Origin of the sequence: Shewanella sp. SM74 (genome assembly GCF_025653725.1) — a bacterium.
Taxonomy (GTDB): Bacteria; Pseudomonadota; Gammaproteobacteria; order Enterobacterales; family Shewanellaceae; genus Shewanella; species Shewanella oncorhynchi.
Genome location: NZ_JAKKRZ010000003.1, coordinates 339934 through 363354, shown reverse-complemented (window position 1 = coordinate 363354; position 23421 = coordinate 339934). Strand labels below are relative to the sequence as shown.

At 45.9% G+C, this 23421-nt stretch carries 19 protein-coding genes; 5 read left to right on the top strand and 14 right to left on the bottom strand.

Features of this window, described 5'->3' with window-relative positions; all coding sequences use genetic code 11:
• Positions 1-171 precede the first annotated feature (171 nt).
• The gene (locus L5M49_RS05455) at positions 172-1896 is read right to left on the bottom strand and encodes a chloride channel protein (RefSeq protein WP_263265595.1); all 1725 of its coding nucleotides are present in this window, start codon (positions 1894-1896) and stop codon (positions 172-174) included.
• 74 nt (positions 1897-1970) lie between these two features.
• Here L5M49_RS05455 and L5M49_RS05450 point away from each other — a divergent pair, with 74 nt between their 5' ends.
• Both L5M49_RS05450 and erpA read left to right on the top strand, forming a co-directional pair.
• Positions 1971-2774, top strand: a complete 804-nt coding sequence (locus tag L5M49_RS05450; protein WP_105249880.1) for a DUF6776 family protein — start codon at positions 1971-1973, stop codon at positions 2772-2774.
• Positions 2767-3117 carry an iron-sulfur cluster insertion protein ErpA gene (gene erpA / locus L5M49_RS05445; RefSeq protein ID WP_006080742.1) on the top strand — a complete coding sequence of 117 codons (351 nt, stop codon included), beginning with the start codon at positions 2767-2769 and terminating at the stop codon, positions 3115-3117. The genes L5M49_RS05450 and erpA overlap by 8 nt, the downstream gene beginning before the upstream one ends.
• Positions 3118-3232: 115 nt before the next feature.
• Here erpA and L5M49_RS05440 read toward each other — a convergent pair whose 3' ends face one another.
• From L5M49_RS05440 to aqpZ, 3 genes are all read right to left on the bottom strand, one after another.
• On the bottom strand, positions 3233-3682 hold the full coding sequence (locus L5M49_RS05440; RefSeq protein WP_212599970.1) for a hypothetical protein: 450 nt from the start codon (positions 3680-3682) through the stop codon (positions 3233-3235).
• A 25-nt stretch (positions 3683-3707) separates the two neighbouring features.
• On the bottom strand, positions 3708-4088 hold the full coding sequence (locus tag L5M49_RS05435; protein WP_028760853.1) for a DUF2750 domain-containing protein: 381 nt from the start codon (positions 4086-4088) through the stop codon (positions 3708-3710).
• Between the two features lie 152 nt (positions 4089-4240).
• A complete protein-coding gene (gene aqpZ, locus L5M49_RS05430) occupies positions 4241-4936 on the bottom strand; it encodes an aquaporin Z (protein ID WP_263265594.1) in 696 nt (231 codons plus the stop codon).
• Between the two features lie 690 nt (positions 4937-5626).
• On the opposite strand from aqpZ, the gene L5M49_RS05425 reads away from it, so the two are divergent.
• Positions 5627-8653 carry a TonB-dependent receptor domain-containing protein gene (locus tag L5M49_RS05425; protein WP_219250076.1) on the top strand — a complete coding sequence of 1009 codons (3027 nt, stop codon included), beginning with the start codon at positions 5627-5629 and terminating at the stop codon, positions 8651-8653.
• 377 nt (positions 8654-9030) lie between these two features.
• Here the strand turns inward: L5M49_RS05425 and L5M49_RS05420 are convergent, their stop codons facing one another.
• Complete coding sequence (locus L5M49_RS05420; protein ID WP_263265593.1) at positions 9031-11436, bottom strand: prolyl oligopeptidase family serine peptidase; 2406 nt, start codon at positions 11434-11436, stop codon at positions 9031-9033.
• A gap of 305 nt (positions 11437-11741) precedes the next feature.
• Between L5M49_RS05420 and L5M49_RS05415 the strand changes: the two genes are divergently transcribed.
• On the top strand, positions 11742-13889 hold the full coding sequence (locus L5M49_RS05415; RefSeq protein ID WP_263265592.1) for a winged helix-turn-helix domain-containing protein: 2148 nt from the start codon (positions 11742-11744) through the stop codon (positions 13887-13889).
• A 15-nt stretch (positions 13890-13904) separates the two neighbouring features.
• Here L5M49_RS05415 and L5M49_RS05410 read toward each other — a convergent pair whose 3' ends face one another.
• Positions 13905-15014, bottom strand: coding sequence for an anhydro-N-acetylmuramic acid kinase (locus L5M49_RS05410; protein ID WP_028760851.1), 1110 nt, complete (start codon positions 15012-15014; stop codon positions 13905-13907).
• Positions 15015-15034: 20 nt separating this feature from the next.
• Entirely contained in the window at positions 15035-16441 is a 1407-nt protein-coding gene (locus tag L5M49_RS05405) for a peptidoglycan DD-metalloendopeptidase family protein (RefSeq protein ID WP_263265591.1), read from the bottom strand.
• A gap of 126 nt (positions 16442-16567) precedes the next feature.
• Here L5M49_RS05405 and tyrS point away from each other — a divergent pair, with 126 nt between their 5' ends.
• Positions 16568-17761: a tyrosine--tRNA ligase gene (gene tyrS, locus L5M49_RS05400; protein ID WP_219250080.1), complete on the top strand. Its 1194-nt coding sequence runs from the start codon at positions 16568-16570 to the stop codon at positions 17759-17761.
• A gap of 99 nt (positions 17762-17860) precedes the next feature.
• On the opposite strand, the gene L5M49_RS05395 is transcribed toward tyrS, so the two are convergent.
• The 7 genes from L5M49_RS05395 to L5M49_RS05365 all read right to left on the bottom strand — a co-directional run bounded on the left by L5M49_RS05395 (position 17861) and on the right by L5M49_RS05365 (position 23418).
• Complete coding sequence (locus L5M49_RS05395) at positions 17861-18289, bottom strand: hypothetical protein (protein ID WP_113940677.1); 429 nt, start codon at positions 18287-18289, stop codon at positions 17861-17863.
• A 126-nt stretch (positions 18290-18415) separates the two neighbouring features.
• A complete protein-coding gene (locus tag L5M49_RS05390) occupies positions 18416-18907 on the bottom strand; it encodes a nuclear transport factor 2 family protein (RefSeq protein WP_028760847.1) in 492 nt (163 codons plus the stop codon).
• A gap of 1 nt (position 18908) precedes the next feature.
• Positions 18909-19535 carry a trimeric intracellular cation channel family protein gene (locus L5M49_RS05385; protein WP_105249873.1) on the bottom strand — a complete coding sequence of 209 codons (627 nt, stop codon included), beginning with the start codon at positions 19533-19535 and terminating at the stop codon, positions 18909-18911.
• Positions 19532-19909: a DUF2721 domain-containing protein gene (locus tag L5M49_RS05380; protein ID WP_263265621.1), complete on the bottom strand. Its 378-nt coding sequence runs from the start codon at positions 19907-19909 to the stop codon at positions 19532-19534. The genes L5M49_RS05385 and L5M49_RS05380 overlap by 4 nt, the downstream gene beginning before the upstream one ends.
• 56 nt (positions 19910-19965) lie before the next feature.
• Positions 19966-20955 (bottom strand): cobalamin biosynthesis protein, encoded by a 990-nt coding sequence (locus L5M49_RS05375; RefSeq protein ID WP_028760845.1) that lies wholly within the window; start codon positions 20953-20955, stop codon positions 19966-19968.
• 22 nt (positions 20956-20977) lie between these two features.
• The gene (locus L5M49_RS05370) at positions 20978-21688 is read right to left on the bottom strand and encodes a 5'-methylthioadenosine/adenosylhomocysteine nucleosidase (protein WP_173246143.1); all 711 of its coding nucleotides are present in this window, start codon (positions 21686-21688) and stop codon (positions 20978-20980) included.
• 323 nt (positions 21689-22011) lie between these two features.
• On the bottom strand, positions 22012-23418 hold the full coding sequence (locus L5M49_RS05365) for an FAD-dependent oxidoreductase (protein WP_263265590.1): 1407 nt from the start codon (positions 23416-23418) through the stop codon (positions 22012-22014).
• Positions 23419-23421 lie beyond the last annotated feature (3 nt).

Sequence of the window (23421 nt, the reverse complement as noted above, 5' to 3'; positions counted from 1 at the left end):
GGCATTTTAAGCTGCGGTATCGCGCTTATCTGCCCTGATGTTATGTAGGGTGGCTGAGGCGCGATTGTAGCAGAAGCACTGGGGCAACGAAATAGCCACATTACCACTGTGTTAGATTTTTGCGATGAAGCCCAAAGCTTTTAATCTGCCGCCTCAGGTTTTGAAGCGATATTAGGCTTGGCCTGAACGAATCTCCTGTTGTAGGTTCGACCAACTGATCACTCCAACCACATTGTCTGGTGTATCTTGATAGATAAACACCTCACCGCAGCGTTTGGGCGACAATAGTGAATAGACTTCATTGAGGGTGGTGCTGTCGCTTAGCCCTTGCATGGGATTGCGTGATAGCGTGGTACTGTCATCATAGGATTGAATTTCAAGACTAAGCATTTCGATAATGCCATCGGCATTGCGGACTAGCACAGGGCGACCTTCGGCGCGTTTTAGCACTTCGAGTAACAATTCATCGTTGTTTTTGACGATAACAAAGCGTTTATCCATTAAGGCTCGTACGCCTTTTTTCTGCAGTGCTAAATTCACAGGGGCGACCTTATAACCTAGTCCCATAATTTCTAATTGCTTAAAGAAAATGGAGTCAGTCTTAAAACCCTGATAAGCAATTAAAAAAGCCGGAATTGTTACAAACATTGCCGGTAAAATAATGCTGGCGTCATTAGTCATTTCTAACAGGGCGACTAAGGCGGCCAGCGGCGCGCTTAAACACACGCCCATCATGGCTGTCATGCCGATCACAGTGTAAAGCCCTACATAAGGGGCGATGGACGGGAATAAGATAGCGCTGATCAGCGCCAAAATCGCCCCGAGCAGCGCGCCGATACCATAAAGTGGACCAATCAAACCACCGGGAATACCTAAGCCAATCGCCGCAATAGTGGCGATGGTTTTGGCAAATAACAGGGCGATTAACAGCAACAGGCTTGGATGTTGGCTAATGGCTTCGCTAATGGCGAGATCGCCCGTGCCAAGGGCTTGCGGCAACACGAGACCGATTAGGGTGGTGACACTACCCGCCAATAATAGTCGGTAAATCAGTGGCCAGTTTTGCCCCGTCGCGGTGACTTTTAAGAGTGAGTAATTAAACAGCGCCGCAGCGCAGCCTAATACCACGCCGCCAATGGCGAGAATAGGGTAATGGTCTAAGGGAATGTGGATCACTTGAATACGGTCAAATTCGTGCACATTACCAAACACCAGTTGGCTTGAAACTGCGCCACAAATTGCGGAGAGCATAATCGGGAAAAAGTAATGGATTTTATATTCACGTACTATCACTTCGAGTACAAAAATCACCGCCGCCAAGGGCGCGTTAAAAGTGGCGGCAATCCCTGCTGCAATGCCACTGGCACACATGATGCGTACGCTATTATCGGGAAGATTGAATTTTTCAGCGAGAAAACTGGCGCTGACAGCACCCAGATGAATGGCAGGACCTTCACGGCCGACTGAGAAATTTGTGCCTAGGGCAAAGAGTGCTTGAAAAAATTGCCCAGCGGCGGATTGTAGGGGGATTTTACCATAATGCAGTTTAACTCTATGTAACACATAGGCTATTCCCATACGTTTGTAGCGTTTGGAGCCCAACTTCGCCACTATCCAAATTAATATTGCGCCTAAAAGGGGTAACAGGACTCGCCAGTCGGCGACGTTCCCCGTAAAATCCAGCGCCTGTATTTGGGTGTAATGATTAGCCCAAACGAGCAAGAGTCGAAACAGTAAGATCACACAGGATGCAAAAATAGCAAATAACAGTGCCAGTATGCACAGCTGTGCACTGATGCGGGCTTGAGATAAATGGTCACGTAGCTCATTGGTTAAATACTTTTTGGCTGTGACTATGGCATGTTGGATAGCGACTTTATTTATCGTTAATTGCACTACATTGGCCTGAGTTGTATTGTATCGAACTCGTTCTTGAGTTGATTGTATTTTATATAAGGGGCTGTTACCTAATGCCAAATTATCATCGTTGGCTAGATCGGCTGCAAGTGATGGATCTCAAGTATCGTCCATCTTCAGTATATTTATCGCTTTTAGTGTTAGTTTCTATTCTTTTTGGGGCTTGGATAAGTTTTCTGCTATTAAGCAGCGATGAGCCTGTTGTTAAGCATATCAGCAGCAAGACTCAACGCTTGACCGCTGAGTTAGAGGCACAGACCCAACTACTTGCAACCCGAAATTTAGAGCTGTCCGTCGAGCGAGAGGCTAATACCCAAATGCAAGAAATGTTTGGCCAGCAAATGAAAAAGCAAAAAGAATTGGAACATGAGCTGGCATTTTACCGCAGCATTATGACACCGGATGATAATGCTGAAGGTGTCGCTATTCACGGACTTGAAATGACGCCGGGCGCTTTGGCCGATGAATATCATCTCAAGTTGGTGTTGACTCAGTTGCAAAAGCGTAAGCAAGCTATTCAAGGTCGAACTGAATTGACGCTCATTGGTGTGCAAGATGGCAAATCTGTTAGCTTGAGTGTGAACAAACTCACGGGTTCTAAGTTGGAATTTGATTTTCGCTATTTTCAAGTCATAGATACCAAGGTCACTGTTCCTGCTGGCTTTAATTTACAACAAGTGAAAGTCAAAGTGCTGGTGCCTTCGAGCCGCTGGACTAAGAATTCGCAGACCGAACATGTCTATAGTGCCCCTGAGTTATTACAGGGTGAAAAAGAACCACGGGTAATACTTGAACAAAACAGTCAGGTAAAGGATAATTTGCCCCAGAAAACTGATGTAAGAGGTAGTAATGACTGATCAAGCTGATACAGCAATGCCAATCCAATTTACCGATGCGGCAGCCGCTAAGGTGAAAGGTTTGCTGGAAGAAGAGCAAAATCCTGCACTTAAGCTACGAGTCTATGTGACTGGTGGTGGTTGTTCTGGATTTCAGTACGGCTTTACCTTTGATGAAAAGGTTAATGACGGCGATTTTACGATAGAAAAACAAGGCGTTCTCTTGGTTGTCGATCCTATGAGCCTACAATATTTAGTCGGTGGTGAAGTGGATTACACTTCAGGACTGGAAGGTTCTCGCTTCTTCGTGAAAAACCCTAACGCAACCACAACTTGTGGCTGTGGTGCCAGTTTCTCTGTGTAAAAATTTTTTCTGTTTAATGATGACTAACTTTGCATCTTTTTAGGCGTGGAGTGAGATCAAAAAAGCCGTCGCAATGACGGCTTTTTGTTGGGCTAAATTTATTTTCTACAAGAGCTTAGCTCATGATGTTCAGGTTAAGCTTAGGCTTAAACCATGCCTTTACCTTTTTATCAAAGGCTATCCAAACTTGCAGCAATGACAAGACGATCAAAGCGATAAAAATTATATAGTCAGGCAGTTTTCCCTGCCATTCACCTAAGTACACTGTCGTTGGACCTACCACTAAGTTGCCCGGATCGTACATGATCACTGGCAGCATGCTAATCAATCCAAGCTGCACGACTGTGTAGCCGCGCAGCATGATAAGCCCTGCTTTTTGCCGACCGATAATGGCAATCACCATCAGGAGGGTTAGCAGACAAAATAACACCCCTTGTTTAGCGATTAAGCCACTCACTGACGCAACAACATACACTAGCAATAGGGCAATGAGTCGTTTCGGAAAGTGCTGACTAAGGGCTGTACTTGCCTCTGGTGTCGGTATCGCCGATTTTTGCTCGCTCATAGGCATTCTCGTTTAGCGATAGCGATTAGTGGCTTTGCTTAGGCGCTAATCTTTGATCTAACTCATAAGGTGGGATTACCACACCTAAATCATCTAATACTGGGAATACGGCGACAAAGAGGTCGTCATCTTCCATGCCTGGCACCCATCTTTCGTGAAATTCGTCGAGTGGAATCGCTAACGTTTGGCAATCACTCCATTCATCCACAGCCCAAGAATCAGCGGCTTCTTCGGTTGGCCACATTGGGATGCAATCTTCTTCTTCAGTGGTTAACATCACGCAACCGTCTTGATCTTGTAATGTCCAAAGTATTTTGTGTTCTTTAACTTGTTCAACGAGGTAATCGTAACGGGCTTCTGGCGTCATTGCTGCTGTCTCAGCGAGGTTTTTAACAGTCTTGCTCATGAAAAATATCTCTTTTGCTTGGATAGGGCGAAGCCTGTTGTGTATTTAGTCGCACAGCAAAATTCGCCAGTTGGCTAAATGGTAACATTAGAGCGGGATTAGAAAAAGAACAACAGCGCCAAGAGAGCGCTGTTGTGTTAGATCTTCGGCTTTTATTCTGCCGCGCGGAAGTAGCGATAGATAAAGCCCGCCAAAATAGCGCCGACAATCGGTGCTACCCAGAACAACCAGAGTTGTGATACCGCCCAGTCACCGACAAACAGTGCAGGGCCTGTGCTACGCGCTGGGTTCACCGAAGTATTGGACACAGGAATACTAATAAGGTGAATTAAGGTTAAACCTAACCCTATGGCAATTGGGGCAAATCCCTTAGGTGCTCGCTCATCGGTGGCGCCTAAAATAATAATCAAGAAGAACAGTGTCATAACGATTTCGCAAATCATCACCGACAGCATGCTATAGCCACCCGGTGAGTGCTCACCAAAACCGTTAGAGGCAAATCCGCCCGCGAGTGAAAATCCCTCTTGTCCTGAAGCGATGAGATACAAGATGCCAGCGCCCACAATTCCACCCGCGACTTGGGCTATGATATAGGGCAATAATTCTGCTGCCGGAAAACGTCCCACAGCCCAAAGGCCGAATGACACTGCAGGGTTGAGATGACAACCTGAAATATGGCCAATCGCAAAGGCCATGGTTAATACAGTTAATCCAAAAGCTAAAGCGACGCCGAGTAAGCCTATGCCTACTTCTGGAAATGCGGCTGCAAGTACAGCACTACCACAGCCTCCAAGGACTAACCACAAGGTGCCGAGAAATTCTGCCGCCATTTTTTGTGACATGTTCATTGTTTGATTTCCTATTTAGTCGATTTATGTCTGTGTGGCTTTTTGACGCCATTACATAAACCCTTGTTTATCTGGCTGATTAAGTTTAGCTAGATAAATAACTATTCCCTTAATTGAAGTTTTGCACGCCCAGATTGTTCATGCCAAAGCTGGCCATAACAATCAGAGTGTTGTGTTTTTACTGCTTAGTTAACAATCACTTTAGTTCGTTTACATGGCACAACTGTGATCAAGCATAGATGGCTTTTTATATTGTGCATTTTTGATAATGCTTTATAGGGACAATTTGCTCCGTTTTTAGGGGAGGCTTCAAGCTTATCCTCTTACTCGCTTGGGGTTTCGTTGTAAAAAGGCGTTTATTTTTGAGTTAGGCACTATCAGTTTCTAAGCATTTCATAATCGATTTATTGTCTTTTTATTCTTTAATTATTTGAAAATAAAAGAATAGATATTTAATAGATATAAAACGGGGAAATAAACGAGGGTCATTTCGTTGCTGCTCTTCACTAAGCAAAGTAAAAGAAAAAGGTTACTTAAATGTTAATCATGTATTTGCGGTGTTGCTAACCCATGGTTAATCCAAAAACCTAGGAGATGAAAATCGCAGGCTAAGGCATTGGGCTAATTTAAGTAACCGCTCTACATAACAACAAAAATGGTTTGCGATGTCTAAAAGTGAAGGTGGGAAGGATGAAGAAGAAACTATTGACCTTAGCAATACAAGTATCGATGTTTGGTATTGTTCCTTCGGTAGCTTGGGCTGCCGATCCTATAGAAGTGAATACAGTTAACGAAAATGCAGCTCGAGTTGAGGTTGAAGGCGCGGATAAGAACGACGGTATAGAAAAAGTCACCGTAACGGGTTCGCGTATTAAGCGAGATAGTTTTTCCTTAAGTACGCCTTTACAGGGCCTTGACGCAAAGGATATTGCAGATAGTGGTATCGGCTCATTGGCGGATATTTTAGTTGATCAAATTCCGGCATTGGCTGAAGGGGTTAGCAGCACCAATAGCCAATCGAGTGTGCAAAATACCGGCTTATCAACCATTGATCTACGGAACTTAGGCACAGATCGTACCTTAACGCTTATTGATGGTCGTCGTGTTGTTTCTAACAGTTACAGTGGCAACTATGTCAGTTTAAGCACTATTCCTGCGGCCATGGTCGATAAGGTCGAAATCATCACCGGTGGTGCGTCAGCTGTGTATGGTTCGGATGCGATTGCAGGTGTGGTCAATATTATCACCCAGCAAAACAAGACTGGGTTTGAGATTAATGCCCGTGGTGGTGAAACGACTGAAGGTGGTGGCCGTGAAACCACAGTAGATGTGGGTTATGGAGCTGATTTCAATAGTGATAAGGGTTATATTTACGCAAGTGCCACCTATGACAAACAGCATGGATTATTCGCCACTGACAGGGAACGAGCCCTGTATGAGTCGAGCTTTGCTTACGATGAAAAGCAAATGTGTAACACCATGAATACCGTTGATGGCTATCAATGTATGCGGGATATTACGCGGGACGATTGGCGTGAGCGCAGCAATGACATCGTCGGCGGCCGCTTTAAGTCGAATGCTTGGTGGTACGATGGTACAGAACTTAAAACTGACTTTAAAGAAGAGCGTGATGGTTATAACGGCTATACCACTGGTCTGCTAAAGGTACCAGAGGATACTTTAGCCGCAGCGGTCAAAATGAACTATGACCTTAGTGAAGATGTGCGCGCCAATGTACAAGTACAATTCAGCCGTAATACCGCGTTTCGCCGTACCGACGCAGAAGGTCAAGACTATAACGATGCTGAGCTGTATATCGATCCAATCACTGGGTTACCAGGGATGATTGATGCGGGTAGTATTTTAGCCAATAACCCTTATATACCAGCTGAAATTGCAGCGACAGGAGGGGGTAAGAGTATTACCTGGGATCGTCGTTTCGAAGAAGTTGGGCCTGTTGAAAGTGATAACGAGCGTACCACGCTTCGTACTTGGGCGGGTTTACAGGGGGATTTGTTTGAAACTTGGACTTGGGATGCGTCAGTAGGTTACGGCCAGTTCGAGCAGCGTCAACGCCGTAGCAATGAGATCAGCATTCGTCGTTTAAGAAATGCTTTGAATGCTGTATATGCCGCTGATGGTGTCACTATTCAATGTGCCAGTGAAGCAGCCAGAGCTGAAGGCTGTGTGCCCGTCAATATTTTTGGTGAAGGCTCTATCAGCAAGGAAGGGGCTGACTATATTCGCGCTAATCCCTATATCAATACCGATATAACTCAATTCAATGCGTTAGGGTATATTTCTGGCGAGTTGTTTGAGCTACCCGCAGGTGGTGTGCAATCGGCATTCGGGATGGAGTATCGCCGTGATACTCAAGCTGTCGATACCGATAAGGCGATGCGTGGCGATGCGATTACCTTTAACGATGTTCCTCCCTTTGAAGGTAATGTCACAGTATGGGAAGCCTTTGGTGAGGCGAATCTGCCACTGTTAAGGGATATGGATTTCGCCAATAAGCTTGATGTGGATGTGTCCTTGCGTCTTGCGGATTACAGTCAGAAAAACATTGATTTAATGTCGAGCTACCGTACAGGCATACTGTGGGAACCCATTGCAAACTATGCTTTACGTGCCAACTACTCTCGTTCACAACGTGCGCCGAATATCACTGAGCTTATCTCTCCACCCCGTGGTGATTACGACAGTATTCGCGATATTTGTAATGGTGTGACGGCAACCTCAACAGGCGCTGGACATGATAGTTGTCGTCTCGATCCTGGGATTGCTGCTGCCATTGCGAGTACTGGCACCTTTAAGGCGGAAACGGGCTCTAAGTATTCTCCTAACGCAGGTAATGAAAACCTGACCGAAGAAACGGCGGATACCTACACCTTAGGCTTTACCATGGCGCCAGCCTTCCTTGAAGGCTTTAATCTGGCGGTTGATTACTACGATATCAAAGTCGCTGATGCTATTGGTTCATTAAGTAACGAGGATATTCTGGCTGAGTGTTATAACTCGAGTAATCCCTATGGAGCCGATAATGAGTACTGTCAGGCTATCACGCGCGATACCGAGGGCCAAATCACCCAGATTATTCAGCAGGAACTGAACCTGAATGACATAGTTACTCGTGGTATCGACTTCGCAATGGCCTACGAGTGGGAACTGGCTGATTACGGTGAACTGAGCTTAAACACTAACTGGACCCATGTGTTGGAATACAGCTCAAGTTACTACGGTGCTGATGGTATAGTGGAAGAGGATTATGTTGGTGAGCTTGCCAGTGGGATTTTTGAAGACAGAGGCACGCTTTCATTAACTTGGAGTAACGATGATTGGCGTGTGCGTTGGAGCGCGAAGTATAAGAGCGCTATGGTCGATAGTCACGACAGAGTCGAAGAATGGAACACCCTGCAAGCACTGAACCAAACTAAACTCGATGCCGGTGATGTAAGCGCTGTGGCGAATCCTGAAACACCAGCCTTCCTGTTCTATGGCTCGTATATCACTCATGATTTGTCAGTGTCTTACACCATGGACGTGAGTCAGGCTGAATTACGTTTATATGGCGGTTTACGCAATATTTTCGACAATCAAGGTCCTTGGGTAGCTGATGGTGGCGACTTAATTGAAACCGGTAATGGTAACTACAGCAGTGCCTACGGCGGTGGTGTAGGGCGTTATGCCTACCTAGGTGCAGAGCTTAAGTTCTAAAGGTCAGTTAACTTAAGTTGGTTAAACCGCATGTGGCTCCCTGCATGCGGTTTTTTTATTGGCAATTAAATGGCTTAAGCAAGAAAGGAACAGTTGTTGGCTATGGTTCCATCAGATAGTTAAGCGGTTTTAACGGGGAGTTTACGCAAAAGTTTTAGCTAAGCGAGTTCGGCTGGTCAGTTAAGTTGGGGCTGGGGGCAAAATGGTGTAGGTTCAACAATACACTTTAAGCTAATGTTTTTACAGGCTTGATGGTATGAACTGATATTACCTTAGCGGCGAGTATGTATGCCGCCAGGGTATCGTTGGGAGCTATCTTGACAATATGTTAAGCGTTAATGCGAACTTATCGATTCATTACAGCATTGAATGACAAGTTACTTGGAGGGTAAATTCGCCTTTAAGAACTGGCTTTGTTCAAACAGTAGATGTTCTAGGGATTCCTTAGCCGTATAACTGTGCCCTTCAAATGCTAAGATAACTAATCTCGCTTTCCCTCCCAATCCTTGAATCGCATCAAACAGACGCTCAGATTGCAGCGGGAAAGTGCCCGAGTTTTGATCCATTTCGCCATGAATAAGCAGCAAAGGCGATTTGATCTTATCCGCATAATTAAATGGCGACATTTGTTGGTAAATATCATTGGCTTGCCAGTAGGTGCGTTCTTCATTTTGAAAACCAAATGGCGTTAGGCTGCGATTATAAGCTCCGCTACGGGCGATACCTGCATAGAATAAATCCGTATGCGCCAGTAAGTTGGCGACCATAAAGGCACCATAGGAATGCCCGCCAACGGCAATTTGCTTGCGATCAGCAATACCTAAATCGACTAAGGTATCGATAGCGGCTTGTGCGTTGGCCGTCAATTGCTCCCGAAAGGTGTCATTAGGCTCTTTATCCCCTTGGGCAATGATAGGCATTGAGACTTTATCAAACACCGCAAAGCCTTCAGCGACCAAAGGTATTGGGCCCCTTGGGCTGATGGTGGGATATTTATTGGCGCTAAAGCTAATTTGGCCGGCAACCTCGGGATCGTTAAATTCCCGCGGGTAAGCCCACATCAATACGGGTAAGGTTCCTTGTTCCTTGGTGTAATTGGCGGGTAGGTACAGCGTCCCTGAAAGAGGTACACCATCTGCTCTTTTGAAGGTTATAAGCTGTTTTTGCATGCCCAGATAAGAACTCAGTCCATCGGGTTGCTCGTAAAGTACGCTTTCTTTGGTGCCATTGAGTAGGACAAGGCTAGGGGGGGCTGTTGGGCTTTCACGATTGATGATGAGTTGTAATGGGTCAAGATTTAACACATAACGCACTGATTCTAATCTGTTGGATGCGGATTGCCATAGTAGTGATGACTCAGTTGTTATGAGTGAAGTGCGCTTTAAAAAAGGCTTGTCGCCCTGTGGGGTGGCACCTTGACCATAGTGAATTAGTCCTGTGGTTTTAGCCCCTTGTTGCAAACTAACGACTTGTCCTTTTCCTGGATAATAGTGTTTTGCAAAGAGTCCTAGGTCTTGGTACTTATCGCGCAGATTACGCTCGTTTAAGGTATGCAGTGAGCTTTCCCCAAGACGGGTGTTTAGACTGCTGAGTCTGATCTGTTGAGCTTTGCTATTACGCTCAGTGATTAAGGTTAAGTGGTTTTCAGCCCAGTCAATATCTGTAATCCTCCACTGGGTTTGTGCAACGCGAGTGGCTTGTTGAGTAAAGGGGGCGTCGAGTAGCCAAAGGCTATCACGCAGTGGCGCATCTCGCTGGCTATCTCCCTGATCTAGGGCTTTGGTAAACGCTAAGGTTGCCGCTTGACCTTGTACCCAATGCAACATACGCGGACCAGGCAGGACTGAATCTTTTCCCTGTGGTTGAGATTCCCCTCCTTGGCTCTGGTGTAACAGGGTAATCAGTTGGCCATTAAGGTTATAAATCTCTGTTAAGGTTGGAAAATCATCATACTTTACCTGAGTTGAGAAGGGCGTTGTGATTTGGCGGCTCAAAATATACTGGCCATCGGGAGACACCGAGAAATCTTCAATAATCCCCGGCGCCCCGATTTTCGTGAGTTTGCCTTCTAAATCTACTAGCGCAAGTTGACTGGTAGTCAGGCTGCTAAATAACTGCTTATCTGCCGAGGTTTTCAGTAAGTCTTGATAGGTGCGCTGCGGACTATTTTTGCCTGATGTTTCCTTGGTTTTCGGGCTGATGGAAACGTGGGGCTGACTTGCGCTTATGTCTTGCGCTATTACAAAGCGAGCAAGCAGAGTTTTATTATTAGCCCATTGATAATCAAGACTAATAGTGCCGTTTAAACGCTCATTTGACAGCTGTTGATGACGATCTTTAGCGATATTATAAACACATAAATAGCCGCCCTCGGGCGTTAAACTTACGTAAGAGAGATTACGGCTATCGGGAGAAAACCTAAGTTCAGTAATATCATATCCACCTGGCAAGGTGATGACTCGGTGCCCGTTGTCTTTGATATTGATAAGCGTGAGCTGATGATAACGCTGGGTAATACGGCTCGGTAAAAATTGCTCTGCTGCGATACGTAGCCCCGCCAGTTTGTGCTCTGGCATAGCAAGGGTAGCAATGCTAGGGGCCGAAATGGGACTGAGCAATGCCAGCCATTGGTTATCGTTTGAGAGTCGAGTCGTGAGGCTGGTACTGTGGGTAATGGTTTGCTGCAATGCTGGGGAAGGTTTTTGGTAGTCCTGCGCTAAGGTTTTTGGCGTAAAAATAGGGCAGAGCATCATCCAGATGCAAATCAAGGCTAAACGAAGCATATATGGGTTCCTACAAAGGGCATATCCCCTGCTACATAAATGATCGGCAGGAGTAAGGCTTTGACTCTTATGTTTTTATTGGTCATGCAGTTGTAATCAATCTGTTGCTTAGTCGCAATCTTTCCTGGCTCGATTCTATATTGTTTAAATCTCTTTTTTAGATTTTTAACAAGCTAATATTTTGAATTTTAAATAATTACTTTAAATCATTAGATTGCCAACCTTGTTAAGTCTTAGGTAGTATTTAGCGACATGATGTACTCATTACCGTAACCATAAAATGAATAACAAGGGTGTGAGAAAATATGAAGGATAAGAGTAAGTTGAGTTTTTGTTTGGGGCGTTGTCGTATTGATCCTTCTGATAACTCAATTTCATTTCAAACGTCGGGCGATGAACTTCACCAAAACGAATTCGCTAAAGTCTCGCTTCAACCCAAGTTTATTGAAGTTCTTAGCTATCTTGCCCTTCGTTATCCTGATGTGGTTACCCGCGATGAGCTGATTGATAAAGTATGGGAGGGCAACGTCTACGTGGGAACTAAGGCGCTCACCAACGCGATTTGGCATTTACGGCAGCAATTATCCCCCTTCGCTCAGGAAAGCGGCGTGATTGAAACCGTGCGTAAAACCGGATATCGATTGTTATTGCCGCCTATTTACGACACCTTTGATGACGGTGAAGAGCAACGACAAACTACCGAGGCTAAATTGCTGCATACGACTCAGCGTATGCGCTTGATGGCGATGCTAATGGGAGCCGTTATTTTAGTCTCAGGCGTATTTATTAGTGTACATTTGTACCAAGATAAACAGAGGATGACGGATACTCAACTTACCGTGCTCACCCGAGACCCTGGGTCTGAACGTTACCCCCGACTATCTCACGATAGACGTTGGCTAATATATGGAGCGAGTCGACCTGGAGCCACCTCTAGCCTTTATCTTAAAGATTTTAAACGTGAAGATATTCCCGCTCGCCAGTTAACGCCTTCAACGTCCTCTGAGCTGCGCGCAGTTTGGAGCCTAGATGATACGGCATTATTTTTTGCATCCCGCAGTCATGCCACAGGAAAGTGCACCATCACTCAGCTGATTTTAGCGACCAATGAGATGTTGGCTTTAGCACCCTGTAGTTCGGATATGACAGCGATAGATATTTCACCCGACGGTCAATATCTTACTTATATCTCTGCCCATGAGTTAGATAAGATTGGCGGAATTTATCGTTTATCTCTTAAATCAAACGAAGCTACAGCAGAACGATTATCCTGCGATACCCCCTGTAACTATGAAGATCGGGATTTAGCGTACAGCCCCGATGGACGCTGGCTGGCGATAGCAAGGCGCTTTAGTAATATCTCGGAAGATATTTTTATTAGGGACTTAGCTAGTGCCCATGAAAAACGCCTCACACAAGGGTTAGAAGATATTCGTGGTTTAAGCTGGACACTCGACAGTCAGGCGTTAGTCTTCGCGACAGAAGATTCTGGCAGCCGCAATGGCTTTACCATTGATATTGACACTGCGCGTATTCGCCCACTTGATGTGGAAGGAATGAGTTATCCCAGTAGCGTGTCTGAAGAGGGAGAGCTGGTTTATCACCAATATCGTCGCCAATTCCAGATGGCCTATTTTTCCCTCGGCGATACTGTACCGGGGAGCTTGTTTCCGCTGCTGTATTCCAGCATCAGCCACCGTAATCCAGATTATTCTCCCGAGGCGAAACGGATAGTGTTTGTTTCTAGTGAGACGGGTTATAACGAGATTTGGACCTCAGATATCAATGGCCAAAAACTAGAACAACTTACTCAACTTAAGTCACGAGTCGCTTATCCACGCTGGTCACCCGATGGTTCTAAAATCGCATTTATTGCTCCAGATGATCGAAATGAAGGCAATCGAATTTTTATTTTAGATTTAGCCAATAAAAACATTACCGCGTTAGCCTCGAGTTATCACAACCATGGTCGTCCAAGCTGGAATTGGCAGGGGACTGCTGTGTTCGCCTCAACCTCTGATGGCATTACGGAGTTTTACTTAGACAATCGTGCACCTAGGGTGATTAGTTCATTGAGTATGGGGGTGGGGTTTGCAAAATCGGCCACCGAATTGGTCTTTAGCCGTGATGGTGAGAATGGACTGTGGCAGATTAATTTAGCGCATCCCGAGCACGTTGAGCAGTTAATATCAACTAAAGCGTTTCGCGCGGGTAATAACTGGGTGCTTACGGCAAGCGGGGTTTATTTTAAATCGAGTAATGGTAACGAGCAGTTATTGAATTATTGGGAGGCGAACAGTAAACAGGTGACACCACTCCTGAGGGTACCACGTTCGAGCTTAAGCGGTTTTGGCTCCATGACGTATATTCCGGAGGCAAACCGCTTAGTGATGACGCTCGATGGATTCCCACAGCGTGATATCATCTTACTTAAACACAAGTTACTTAAATAACGTGCGTTTTGTGGATTACTTAGCGCTAAATCGTCCGCCGAGTACGGCTTCGCGGGAGGCGCCTGTTACTGCAGGGAGATTAGCGGGTAAACCTAAGTGATTGCGCATGGCGAGCCAGGCAAAGGCGATGCCTTCTGCCCACTTAGGATCGACGCCAAGGGCCGAGGTAGTATCCAGCTTATAACCTGGTAATAAGGCTGCAAGACGCTGCATCAGTTGACCATTAAATGCACCGCCACCACAGACGAATAATTCCCCTTCATTGGATAGTTTAATAATGTCTTGGGCTATGCTGTGGCAGGTTAAATCCAATAAAGTTGATTGAATATCTTCTTCATCTAAATGATTAAAGGGCGATAATTGCTGCTCTAACCAAGCTTGGTTAAACAGTTCGCGACCGGTGCTTTTAGGGTAAGCAAGGGAGAAATACGGATGCGAAAGCAGCTGAGTTAATAAGCTTTGATCAGTTTTTCCGGATGCAGCCCATTCGCCATTTTTATCGAAGGGCTCACTTTTAACCTGTTGCATCCAGGCATCAATTAAGGTGTTGCCTGGTCCTGTATCAAAGCCTAAGACTTCTTCACTATTGCCCGGCAGATAGGTGATATTGGCAATACCACCAATATTGAGGATGACACGTTTTTTACCGACTTGGGCAAAGGTTTGCTGGTGGAATGCGGGTACTAAGGGCGCGCCTTGGCCACCAAGGGCAATATCTTTGCGACGAAAATCGGCAATGACATCTATGCCTGTTTCGGTCGCAATAGTATTAGGATCGCCAATTTGTAAGGTAAAACCCACTTCGAGGTTTGGCATATGGCGCACGGTTTGACCATGGCTACCAATGGCGATGACATCTTCTTTCGCAATAGCACATTTAGCCATCAGATTATTGACTGCTAAAGCAAACAGCTGACCCACATTACGATCTAAACGGCCGAGGCGGTTAATTTCATCTGAGCTGGGTAAGCACAGGCGCTGTAGACCTTTGAGCAAATGGCTCGGAATAGCTTCGGTATGGCTGGCGATAAGCTGCGGCTGCGCGCCTGAAAAGTCGACCAATACTGCATCGACACCGTCCATGCTGGTGCCTGACATAAGTCCAATATAATAAGCGTTTTTCATTGGGAGGAATCCATCCGTCGTTATTGCATTGCCAATTGCGTTTGCTTGTTTTGCGAAAGTGTAGTCATCAATTGCTTGCTAAGTGTATCGAATTGATTTTTTTCTTTTCTCGCAATTGATTCGGATTTCGGTAGCGTAATCGTTCTCGGGTTGCGGTGTACGCCATTGACGATAAATTCGTAATGTAAATGAGCCCCAGTGACACGGCCTGTTTTACCTAAAGTACCAATAATTTGTCCTTGCTTAACGTTGGCGCCTTTGCTGACATTACGTTTTGTGAGGTGTAGATATTTGGTGGTATAGGTATCGTTATGTTTGATAAACACATAGTTACCGTTGAATTGATTATAACCAGACTCAATAACGCGTCCACTACCCGCAGCTTTAATGGGCGTGCCAATGGCTGCGACATAGTCTACACCGCGATGGGCTTTGACTTGGCCTGTCACTGGGTGCAAACGTCTTGGGTTAAAGTTGGAGCTGACATACTTAAAATCGACCGGTGAGCGCAGGAAGGCTTTACGCATGCTAGTGCCATTTTCGGAATAATAGTTACCGTCGGTATAGCGAATGGCAGTATAGCGCTCATCTTGGTTAACAAATTCTGCAGCTAAGATATTGCCATTACGCAAAAATTCACCATCGGCATATTCTTGCTCGTAAATAATGGCGAAGCTGTCGCCTTCGCGTAAGTCTAAGGCAAAGTCGATATCCCAGCCGAATACGGTCGATAATTGTAATATCTGGTTAGCAGACATGCCTGCATCCACAGCGGCATTCCAGAAATTGCTCTTAATTTTGGCACTGGTGAAATGGTTGCGGATTTCCACATCCTTTTCGGAGATTTTTTCGTTGTATTGCTCTTGGCTTTTAGTGATGACTAGCGTGGAAATAGCATCGACCCGATAACGTACTTCAGTCAAATTACCGTTTGCATCCTTTGAAATCACAATTTCTTCGCCCGGCATTATCTTAAGTAAGTTTTGCTTGGCTAAAGGCAACTGGGTGATTTCATAAACGTCTTTGCTGGTTAAGCCAGCGCGGTCAAATACCGCGGCTAAAGTATCACCATTTTTGACGTTAAAATGTTCGACATCTCTGTGGAGAGCGCTTTCGTGGGATCCTGCGGCTTGATTATTAGCTCCAGCTGCAGCGAGCGCATCGGGTGAGGATAACGGTTCAGCCGTTGTCGGAGCATTATCTGTTTGACCTTCTAGTAACTCAGGGCGTTCAGGCGAGCGAAAAGCTAAGGGCACATCATAACGGGTGTTGATTTGAGCTTGGTCATCAATGCTAGTGGTTTGTCTTGAAGCTTGCGCTTCTTCAGAAGGTAGAAGCATGGTTATCATTGTGATAACTGAAAGAATGCTAAGGAGAATTTGATGCTTTTTAGGCAACAATTTAAATAACGTTATAACCTTTCCCATTGACGCCGATACCAATAACCAGAGACTTAAATAATCCCGTTAGTGTACACACTTTCAATTGTGGTGGCTAACAAGTAACATAAGTCTCTTCATTTTATGATCATGGCCTTAGGAGTCCCTGCCGAGATGGCTGATTTAGACCAAGTATTAGCAGAAATTAGACGTGGTACCGATGAGATTTTACTCGAAGCGGATCTGCTGGAAAAACTCAAAGAAGGACGTCCACTCCGTATTAAGTTAGGCGCTGACCCTACCGCTCCGGATATCCATCTTGGACACACAGTAATCTTGAATAAATTAAGATTATTCCAAGAGTTAGGTCATGAAGTCATTTTTTTGATTGGTGACTTTACTGGTATGGTGGGGGACCCAAGTGGTAAAAATAGCACACGTCCGCCGCTCACCCGTGAACAAGTTTTAGCGAACGCAGAAACCTATAAAGAACAGGTTTACAAGATCCTCGATCCTGCTAAGACTCGTATCGAATTCAACTCAAGCTGGTTAGAGCCATTGGGCGCCGCTGGTATGATCCGTCTCGCGTCTAAGCAAACTGTGGCTCGTATGATGGAGCGCGATGACTTTAAGAAGCGTTATGCTTCGGGTCAGTCTATTGCGATTCATGAGTTTATGTATCCTTTACTTCAGGGCTATGACTCAGTTGCGCTACAGGCCGATGTTGAGCTGGGTGGTACAGATCAAAAGTTCAACCTGTTAATGGGCCGTGAACTGCAAAAAGCCGAAGGCCAAAAGCCACAAGCTGTGATCATGATGCCGCTGCTTGAAGGTTTAGACGGCGTGAAGAAAATGTCTAAATCGGCGCATAACTATATTGGCGTGAGCGAACCTGCCAACGAAATGTTTGGCAAGCTGATGTCAATTTCGGATGACTTGATGTGGCGCTACTTTGAACTACTGTCATTCCGCCCACTGGCTGAAATTGAACAGTTTAAGCAAGATGTGGCGAATGGGTCTAACCCACGTGACATTAAAATCGCCTTAGCTAAGGAAATTATCACACGTTTCCACGATGCAGCGTCTGCCGAAAGTGCGCATCAAGCCTTTGTCGATCGTTCTAAGGGCATGATCCCCGATGATATCGAAGAAATTGAGTTAGCTGCTGGTGAAGGTATTGCGATTGCCAATCTGTTGAAAGACGCTGACTTAGTGTCATCGACTTCAGAAGCGATGCGGATGATCAAGCAAGGCGCGGTAAAGATGGACGGCGAAAAACTAGAAGATAGCCGTGTGACTTTGTTAGCGGGTACTGTTGCTGTATTCCAAGTCGGTAAACGTAAGTTTGCCAAAGTGACTTTGGTATAGTGACGTTGGTTTAGTTAGGTTTACGCTACAGTAAGTTTAAACGAACAAAAAGAGCGCCTTAGGGCGCTCTTTGTTTTTGAATCTTTTGACAATACAAGATTAAGGCGCTGTGCTGGCCTCATGCTCGGCGATATTACATCTGTCGGTGCCAAAGTGTTGCCCACCACTGCATTTCCATGCCAATTGGGCCGAACTTACCTGCCAAAGTTTAGCGTTTTGTTTCAGTGAGATAATCAACAGCATCTGTGGATGCTGCTTGGAAAGCTCGCTCACTTGATAGGTTAAAATGCCGTCTTTATTGGTTTGAGTTCGCACTAAGGTAAATTTGTTGCCTGCATATTGGCTGCTGATTTTATTGGGATCTTCCGACCAAGGCTGATGTTGTGCCTGAGCGGTACGTAGTTGTTGATTAAAATGGCTTACTGGCTGAACGGCGTAGGAAACGATAATGGGCTGTAAGGCCTGTGCTTTGGGGGCCAGTATTAAGCCATTAAGGGCGAGTAGGGCAATCAATCCAAAAAACTTCATACAAACCTCATTGAAACGAAACGGCTCAGTCAATTTTTCAAAGGTGAAATACGCAGTGGTATTGACTCATTGTTAGTTTCGACTCGTTTTTAGGGATCAAGTTTCAAAGACGGGTAAATTTTGTGACTACTGCATCGCTAATTGGTCTGACATGGTCTGGTAATCAATTAGGTCGACATGTTCCGTTACTCTGCGATTGAGCATGTCGATCTTAAGGCTTGTCACACCAGGTATCGCAACATCGATGATTTTCCCCGGTTTGCCAAATTGTTCACCTGGACCCTTGAAATGGTAGTTACCTATCATCACCACTAAAGAGCCTGCATTATACATATGTTCTATGTTGAAGTTGTACTCGAGCACGCCCTCGTGGGCACGCTCAAGGAAGTCGATAATGAAGCGGCCGCCAGTGTATTTACGGTTGGCGGTTTTGTCGAAGAAGACGCTTTCGCGGTTATAGAATTTTCGCAGTGTCTTATAGTCGTGTTCAGTTAGCGCATTCATATATTTTACGGCTAACTGCTGTTCTTGTGGCATTTCACCTGAGTTGGCTTGCGCCGCTGCAGGATTGAGGGCTGGAACAAAAATGAGGCACAAAATAAAACACAATATTCGCAAACTATTCCCTCTTGGTCTTGAGATCAAAGGCCGGTAATGAAAGATGCCACTTGATGGCACTTAAGCGGATTAACAGGGCACTGGCCATCGCCAGAAACAGCGCCATTTTTTCACCCATACCGTAGGCTAAGCTCACGGTATAGCCGATACCACCTATGATCGAAGCTGTGGCATAGACTTCTGTGCGTAAGACCATAGGAACTTGTCTACACAGTAAGTCTCGAATAATGCCTCCTCCCACGCCTGTGATCAAGCCCATTACGACGGCAATCATCCCACTCAAGCCCATATTGAGGGCCTTTTCAGCACCTATCACGGTAAAGAGGGCCAATCCAAAGGCATCTGCGACGGGTAAAATATACTCTGGTACCTTACGAGGGCGACGGACTAATAGCAAACAGACGAGCACGGTCGCGAGGATCACTATGATGTAATTCGGGTCGCGGATCCAGAACACTGGCGTTGCACCAATTAAGGCATCACGAATACTGCCACCACCGACAGCGGTAACCGAGGCGAGCACTATTACGCCAAAGGGGTCCATTCTATGGCGTCCAGCGGCAAGTGCGCCGGATAATGCAAATACAGCGGTACCCCATAAATCAAAAAAGTAGATCCACTGGCTCATTTACTCATCTCTTTGATATGGATATTTAATGCGTCAACAGAGATGCGGATTTCAATCACAGATAAAATCAGTGAATAGAGCAAGAGCAGTAGGCTAGCGCCAAAAATCACTGAGCCGGTTTTATTAAAGCCTATATAGATAAAAATCATACACAGTACGCATAGGGCAAAGCTTGACACGCCTGCTTCCTGCATTCGACGAATGATAGTAATACGCTGGCTCAGGTTCTTAATTTGATCTTTATGTACGGGTTTTTCACCATTGCTTAAATTTCGGATTAATGCGGCTAAGGCAAAAAAACGATTGGTATAAGCTAATAATAACAATGAGATAGCAGGAAATGACAACGCAGGTGTTGTTAATGAAACATGCATGTTTTCGAGCAAGATGGTCAGCCTTTAACTTCACGTTGAGATAATGCGGCATCATATCACAGGCTTTGTAACCAACGTAAACTTGCCCATAACAAGGGCAGTATAATGATAAAGCTAAACCAGATAGCACAGGCACGTGAGGTCAGCTTAATTGCAGGCGTGATGTCATCACAGGTTGGCTGCGGACCGTAGCACAATTTATCCACATTGATACGCACGCCAGCAAACTTCTGTGGTCCACCGAGCTCGATTCTCAAAATACTGGCCACGAGATTCACACTGAGAACATAACCTCGAATAGCGTGATGATTTTTAGGGGCTCTAAAAAGTTTTGCAAACGCCTTAGGCCCGCCTTGAATGGCGAGCGACAGGCTCCACAACCAAGCCGGAATCGCCAGCAAGATAATCGATACACCATTCACAGTACTGCAGAAATGTTGATACTTTGGTTGAATGGGCGGCCAGCTCAATTCGAGTTGTTTGAGCATTCGCACAGCTAGCACTAGCGGTGCTCCAGCAATAGCGAAAAAGAAAATGGTCGATGCTGTGCCGTAAATAGGCGCTGTGGCGAGTTTTTCTATGGTGGCTTTGGCTAGGCCGATTTCCGACAAACTATCGGTATCGCGCACTACCCAAGGCTGTAAAAGCTTTTTTGCGCTGGCATTGTCTCCACGTTTTAAGGCTTTAGCGATTTCATCGGCGACTTGGCTAAACCCTGCATCGGTTAAGCATAGATAAAGCACCAAAAATTCGAAAAACCATGGAAAGGCGGCCAGTTCGAGCAAAAAGGTGATAATGGCCCAAAACGGAAACAGTAACAGCATCATAGCTAAAAAGCCTGCTGTGGCTTGTTGGCTTGGAGAGCGTTCTGGGCGATTTACCTTGGCGGCGAGTTGCTTAGCTAAATGGCCAAACCAAATAAGCGGCTGCATTTCCCGTGGTAATGGCGCTAACCGCGCCAATAACAAAGCAAAAAAAAGTACCAAAAAGCCTTCAAACAAAGCGCCATCTATCTCGACAAGTTGTTGATAAAAAGAGGTGTGCATTCGGTACTTTCCACTTAAGTGATTATTTTATTGCGCTAGGATTCAGTTGCTCAAGCAGCAACATCACCATCAGAGCCGAGTGATAACCCGCTTTGACAATATAAGAGTCGAAATCCACTGGCGAGTCATTGTTGGCGTTATCCGATAAAGAGCGGATCACCACAAATGGCACTCCAAACTGATGACAAACTTGAGCGATTGCCGCGCCTTCCATCTCACAGGCAGCCATAGTCGGGAAGTTTTTGAGCATGGCTTGGGTGCGAACAGGATCGCAAATAAAGCTGTCGCCAGTACAAATCAAACCTTCAATCGCTTTGACTTCACCCAGTTGAGCAATCGCTTTGTTGGCTGCTTCAACTAAATGTGCGGCAGGAATAAACGCAGCAGGTTGCTGCGCCATTTGGCCAATTTCATAACCAAAGGCGGTGACATCCACATCATGGTGACGCACTTCAGAAGAAATCACGATATCGCCAATGGCCAGCGAATCCACAAAACCACCGGCAGAACCAGTATTGATCACCGCATCCGGCGCATATTTTTCGATGAGTAGCGTGGTCGCAATACTTGCGGCGACTTTACCTATGCCTGAGCGAGTCACTACTACGTCTTTACCCGCGAGAGTACCAGCAATAAATTCAATACCAGCAATGGTTTGCGATGTCGCATTTGTCATGGCGGCGATCAGGTGAGCGACTTCTGGCTCCATTGCGCCAATAATTCCAATTTTCATGGGAGACCTTTTTGATTCAACACTTAAAGAGTGGGACACGGGAATGCTGGCTAATATACCACACAGTTTTATGCAGTCGTTATGGCGAGATTGGGATTGCTTGATAATCGCGGGGTAAAACGCGGGAGGGTTAACGAAAAAAGTGCGCTCCTAAGATGCACGCTTTCATCTATCTATTTTATCCATCAACCGATTGCGATAAGTCACTAGCCAATGGCTGAACTCGTTTGCACGAGTCCAGCCATTGGAGTGCTTGTTAAAATGACAAGGGTAAAATGTTTTTTACCTGTAAAACAAACACGTTGGCGCTTAATCTATAGCGCTTAGTCTAAGTAATTAAGAATACCTTGGGCGGCATCGCGACCTTCGGCAATGGCTGTCACGACTAAGTCAGAACCACGCACCATATCACCACCGGCAAACACCTTCGGGTTGGTGGTTTGGAATGGGTTTTCATCTAACTTACTCGCTTTGACTCGGCCCCATTGATCGAGCTCGATACCGTGTTCGGCAAACCAAGGTGCTGGGCTAGGTTGGAAACCAAAGGCGATAATAATGGCATCGGCTTCGAGCAATTGTTCGCTACCAGTAATCGCTTCGGCGCGTTGACGACCGCTTGCATCGGCCTTGCCCATGGCTGTTTCGACGCATTCAATGCCGATCACTTTGCCATTTTGGGTTTTAATCGCCACAGGTTGACGGTTAAACAGGAAGTTAACGCCTTCCTCCCGCGCATTTTGCACTTCACGACGTGAGCCTGGCATGTTGGCCTCGTCCCGGCGGTAAGCACAGACTACGCTGCTGGCACCTTGTCTGACGGCTGTGCGCACACAATCCATCGCAGTATCACCACCGCCTAATACCACCACACGTTTACCTGCAAGGTTCAGGTAGGGCGTTTCAGTATTCTGGGTGCCCATTAAATGATGGGTGTTACCAATCAAATAGGGCAGGGCTTGGTATACGCCTTGGGCATCTTCACCCTCAAGGCCTGCTTTCATCGCGGTATAGGTGCCCATACCGAGGAAGACGGCATCGTATTCTTCGAGCAGTTTAGTAAATGGGATGTCCTTACCGACAGTGACACCGAGTTTGAACTCAATGCCCATGCCTTCTAATACACTGCGACGGGTCGCCATAACGGCTTTGTCGAGTTTAAAAGACGGAATACCGTAGGTGAGTAGACCACCAATTTGTGGATATTTATCAAAGACCACAGCTTTAACACCGTTGCGAGACAGAATATCCGCGCAGCCTAAACCCGCAGGACCCGCACCGACAATCGCCACTCGTTCAGGGCGTGGCGTGACCTTGCTCATATCGGGGCGCCAGCCTTGGGCGATCGCTGTGTCGGTAATGTATTTTTCGACATTACCGATAGTGACAGCGCCAAAGTCGTCGTTCAGAGTACAAGCACCTTCACAGAGTCTGTCTTGTGGACAAACACGGCCGCAGATTTCGGGCAGAGTGTTGGTCTCATGTACTAAATCTGCCGCTTCCATGATGCGACCTTGTTCCGCTAGCTTGAGCCAGTTAGGAATATAATTGTGTAGCGGGCACTTCCACTCACAATAAGGATTGCCGCAATCTAAACAGCGGTCCGCTTGCTCAGCCACTTGAGGCTGAGCAAAAGGCTGATAGATCTCAATAAACTGAGTCGCACGTTTAGCCGCAGGGTGTTTAGCGGGGTCTTTACGACCCACTTCAATAAATTGAAAATCGTTACTCATGCG

Excerpts from the sequence above, each read along its gene's own strand:
- L5M49_RS05425 (WP_219250076.1), top strand. The coding sequence starts at position 5,627 with ATGAAGAAGAAACTATTGACCTTAGCAATACAAGTATCGATGTTTGGT.
- L5M49_RS05450 (WP_105249880.1), top strand. The coding sequence starts at position 1,971 with ATGCCAAATTATCATCGTTGGCTAGATCGGCTGCAAGTGATGGATCTC.
- L5M49_RS05420 (WP_263265593.1), bottom strand. The coding sequence starts at position 11,436 with ATGCTTCGTTTAGCCTTGATTTGCATCTGGATGATGCTCTGCCCTATT.
- L5M49_RS05410 (WP_028760851.1), bottom strand. The coding sequence starts at position 15,014 with ATGAAAAACGCTTATTATATTGGACTTATGTCAGGCACCAGCATGGAC.
- aqpZ (WP_263265594.1), bottom strand. The coding sequence starts at position 4,936 with ATGAACATGTCACAAAAAATGGCGGCAGAATTTCTCGGCACCTTGTGG.
- L5M49_RS05370 (WP_173246143.1), bottom strand. The coding sequence starts at position 21,688 with ATGAAAATTGGAATTATTGGCGCAATGGAGCCAGAAGTCGCTCACCTG.
- L5M49_RS05385 (WP_105249873.1), bottom strand. The coding sequence starts at position 19,535 with ATGAGCCAGTGGATCTACTTTTTTGATTTATGGGGTACCGCTGTATTT.
- L5M49_RS05405 (WP_263265591.1), bottom strand. The coding sequence starts at position 16,441 with ATGGGAAAGGTTATAACGTTATTTAAATTGTTGCCTAAAAAGCATCAA.
- L5M49_RS05435 (WP_028760853.1), bottom strand. The coding sequence starts at position 4,088 with ATGAGCAAGACTGTTAAAAACCTCGCTGAGACAGCAGCAATGACGCCA.
- L5M49_RS05440 (WP_212599970.1), bottom strand. The coding sequence starts at position 3,682 with ATGAGCGAGCAAAAATCGGCGATACCGACACCAGAGGCAAGTACAGCC.
- L5M49_RS05395 (WP_113940677.1), bottom strand. The coding sequence starts at position 18,289 with ATGAAGTTTTTTGGATTGATTGCCCTACTCGCCCTTAATGGCTTAATA.
- L5M49_RS05415 (WP_263265592.1), top strand. The coding sequence starts at position 11,742 with ATGAAGGATAAGAGTAAGTTGAGTTTTTGTTTGGGGCGTTGTCGTATT.
- L5M49_RS05365 (WP_263265590.1), bottom strand. The coding sequence starts at position 23,418 with ATGAGTAACGATTTTCAATTTATTGAAGTGGGTCGTAAAGACCCCGCT.
- L5M49_RS05375 (WP_028760845.1), bottom strand. The coding sequence starts at position 20,955 with ATGCACACCTCTTTTTATCAACAACTTGTCGAGATAGATGGCGCTTTG.
- tyrS (WP_219250080.1), top strand. The coding sequence starts at position 16,568 with ATGGCTGATTTAGACCAAGTATTAGCAGAAATTAGACGTGGTACCGAT.
- L5M49_RS05380 (WP_263265621.1), bottom strand. The coding sequence starts at position 19,909 with ATGCATGTTTCATTAACAACACCTGCGTTGTCATTTCCTGCTATCTCA.
- erpA (WP_006080742.1), top strand. The coding sequence starts at position 2,767 with ATGACTGATCAAGCTGATACAGCAATGCCAATCCAATTTACCGATGCG.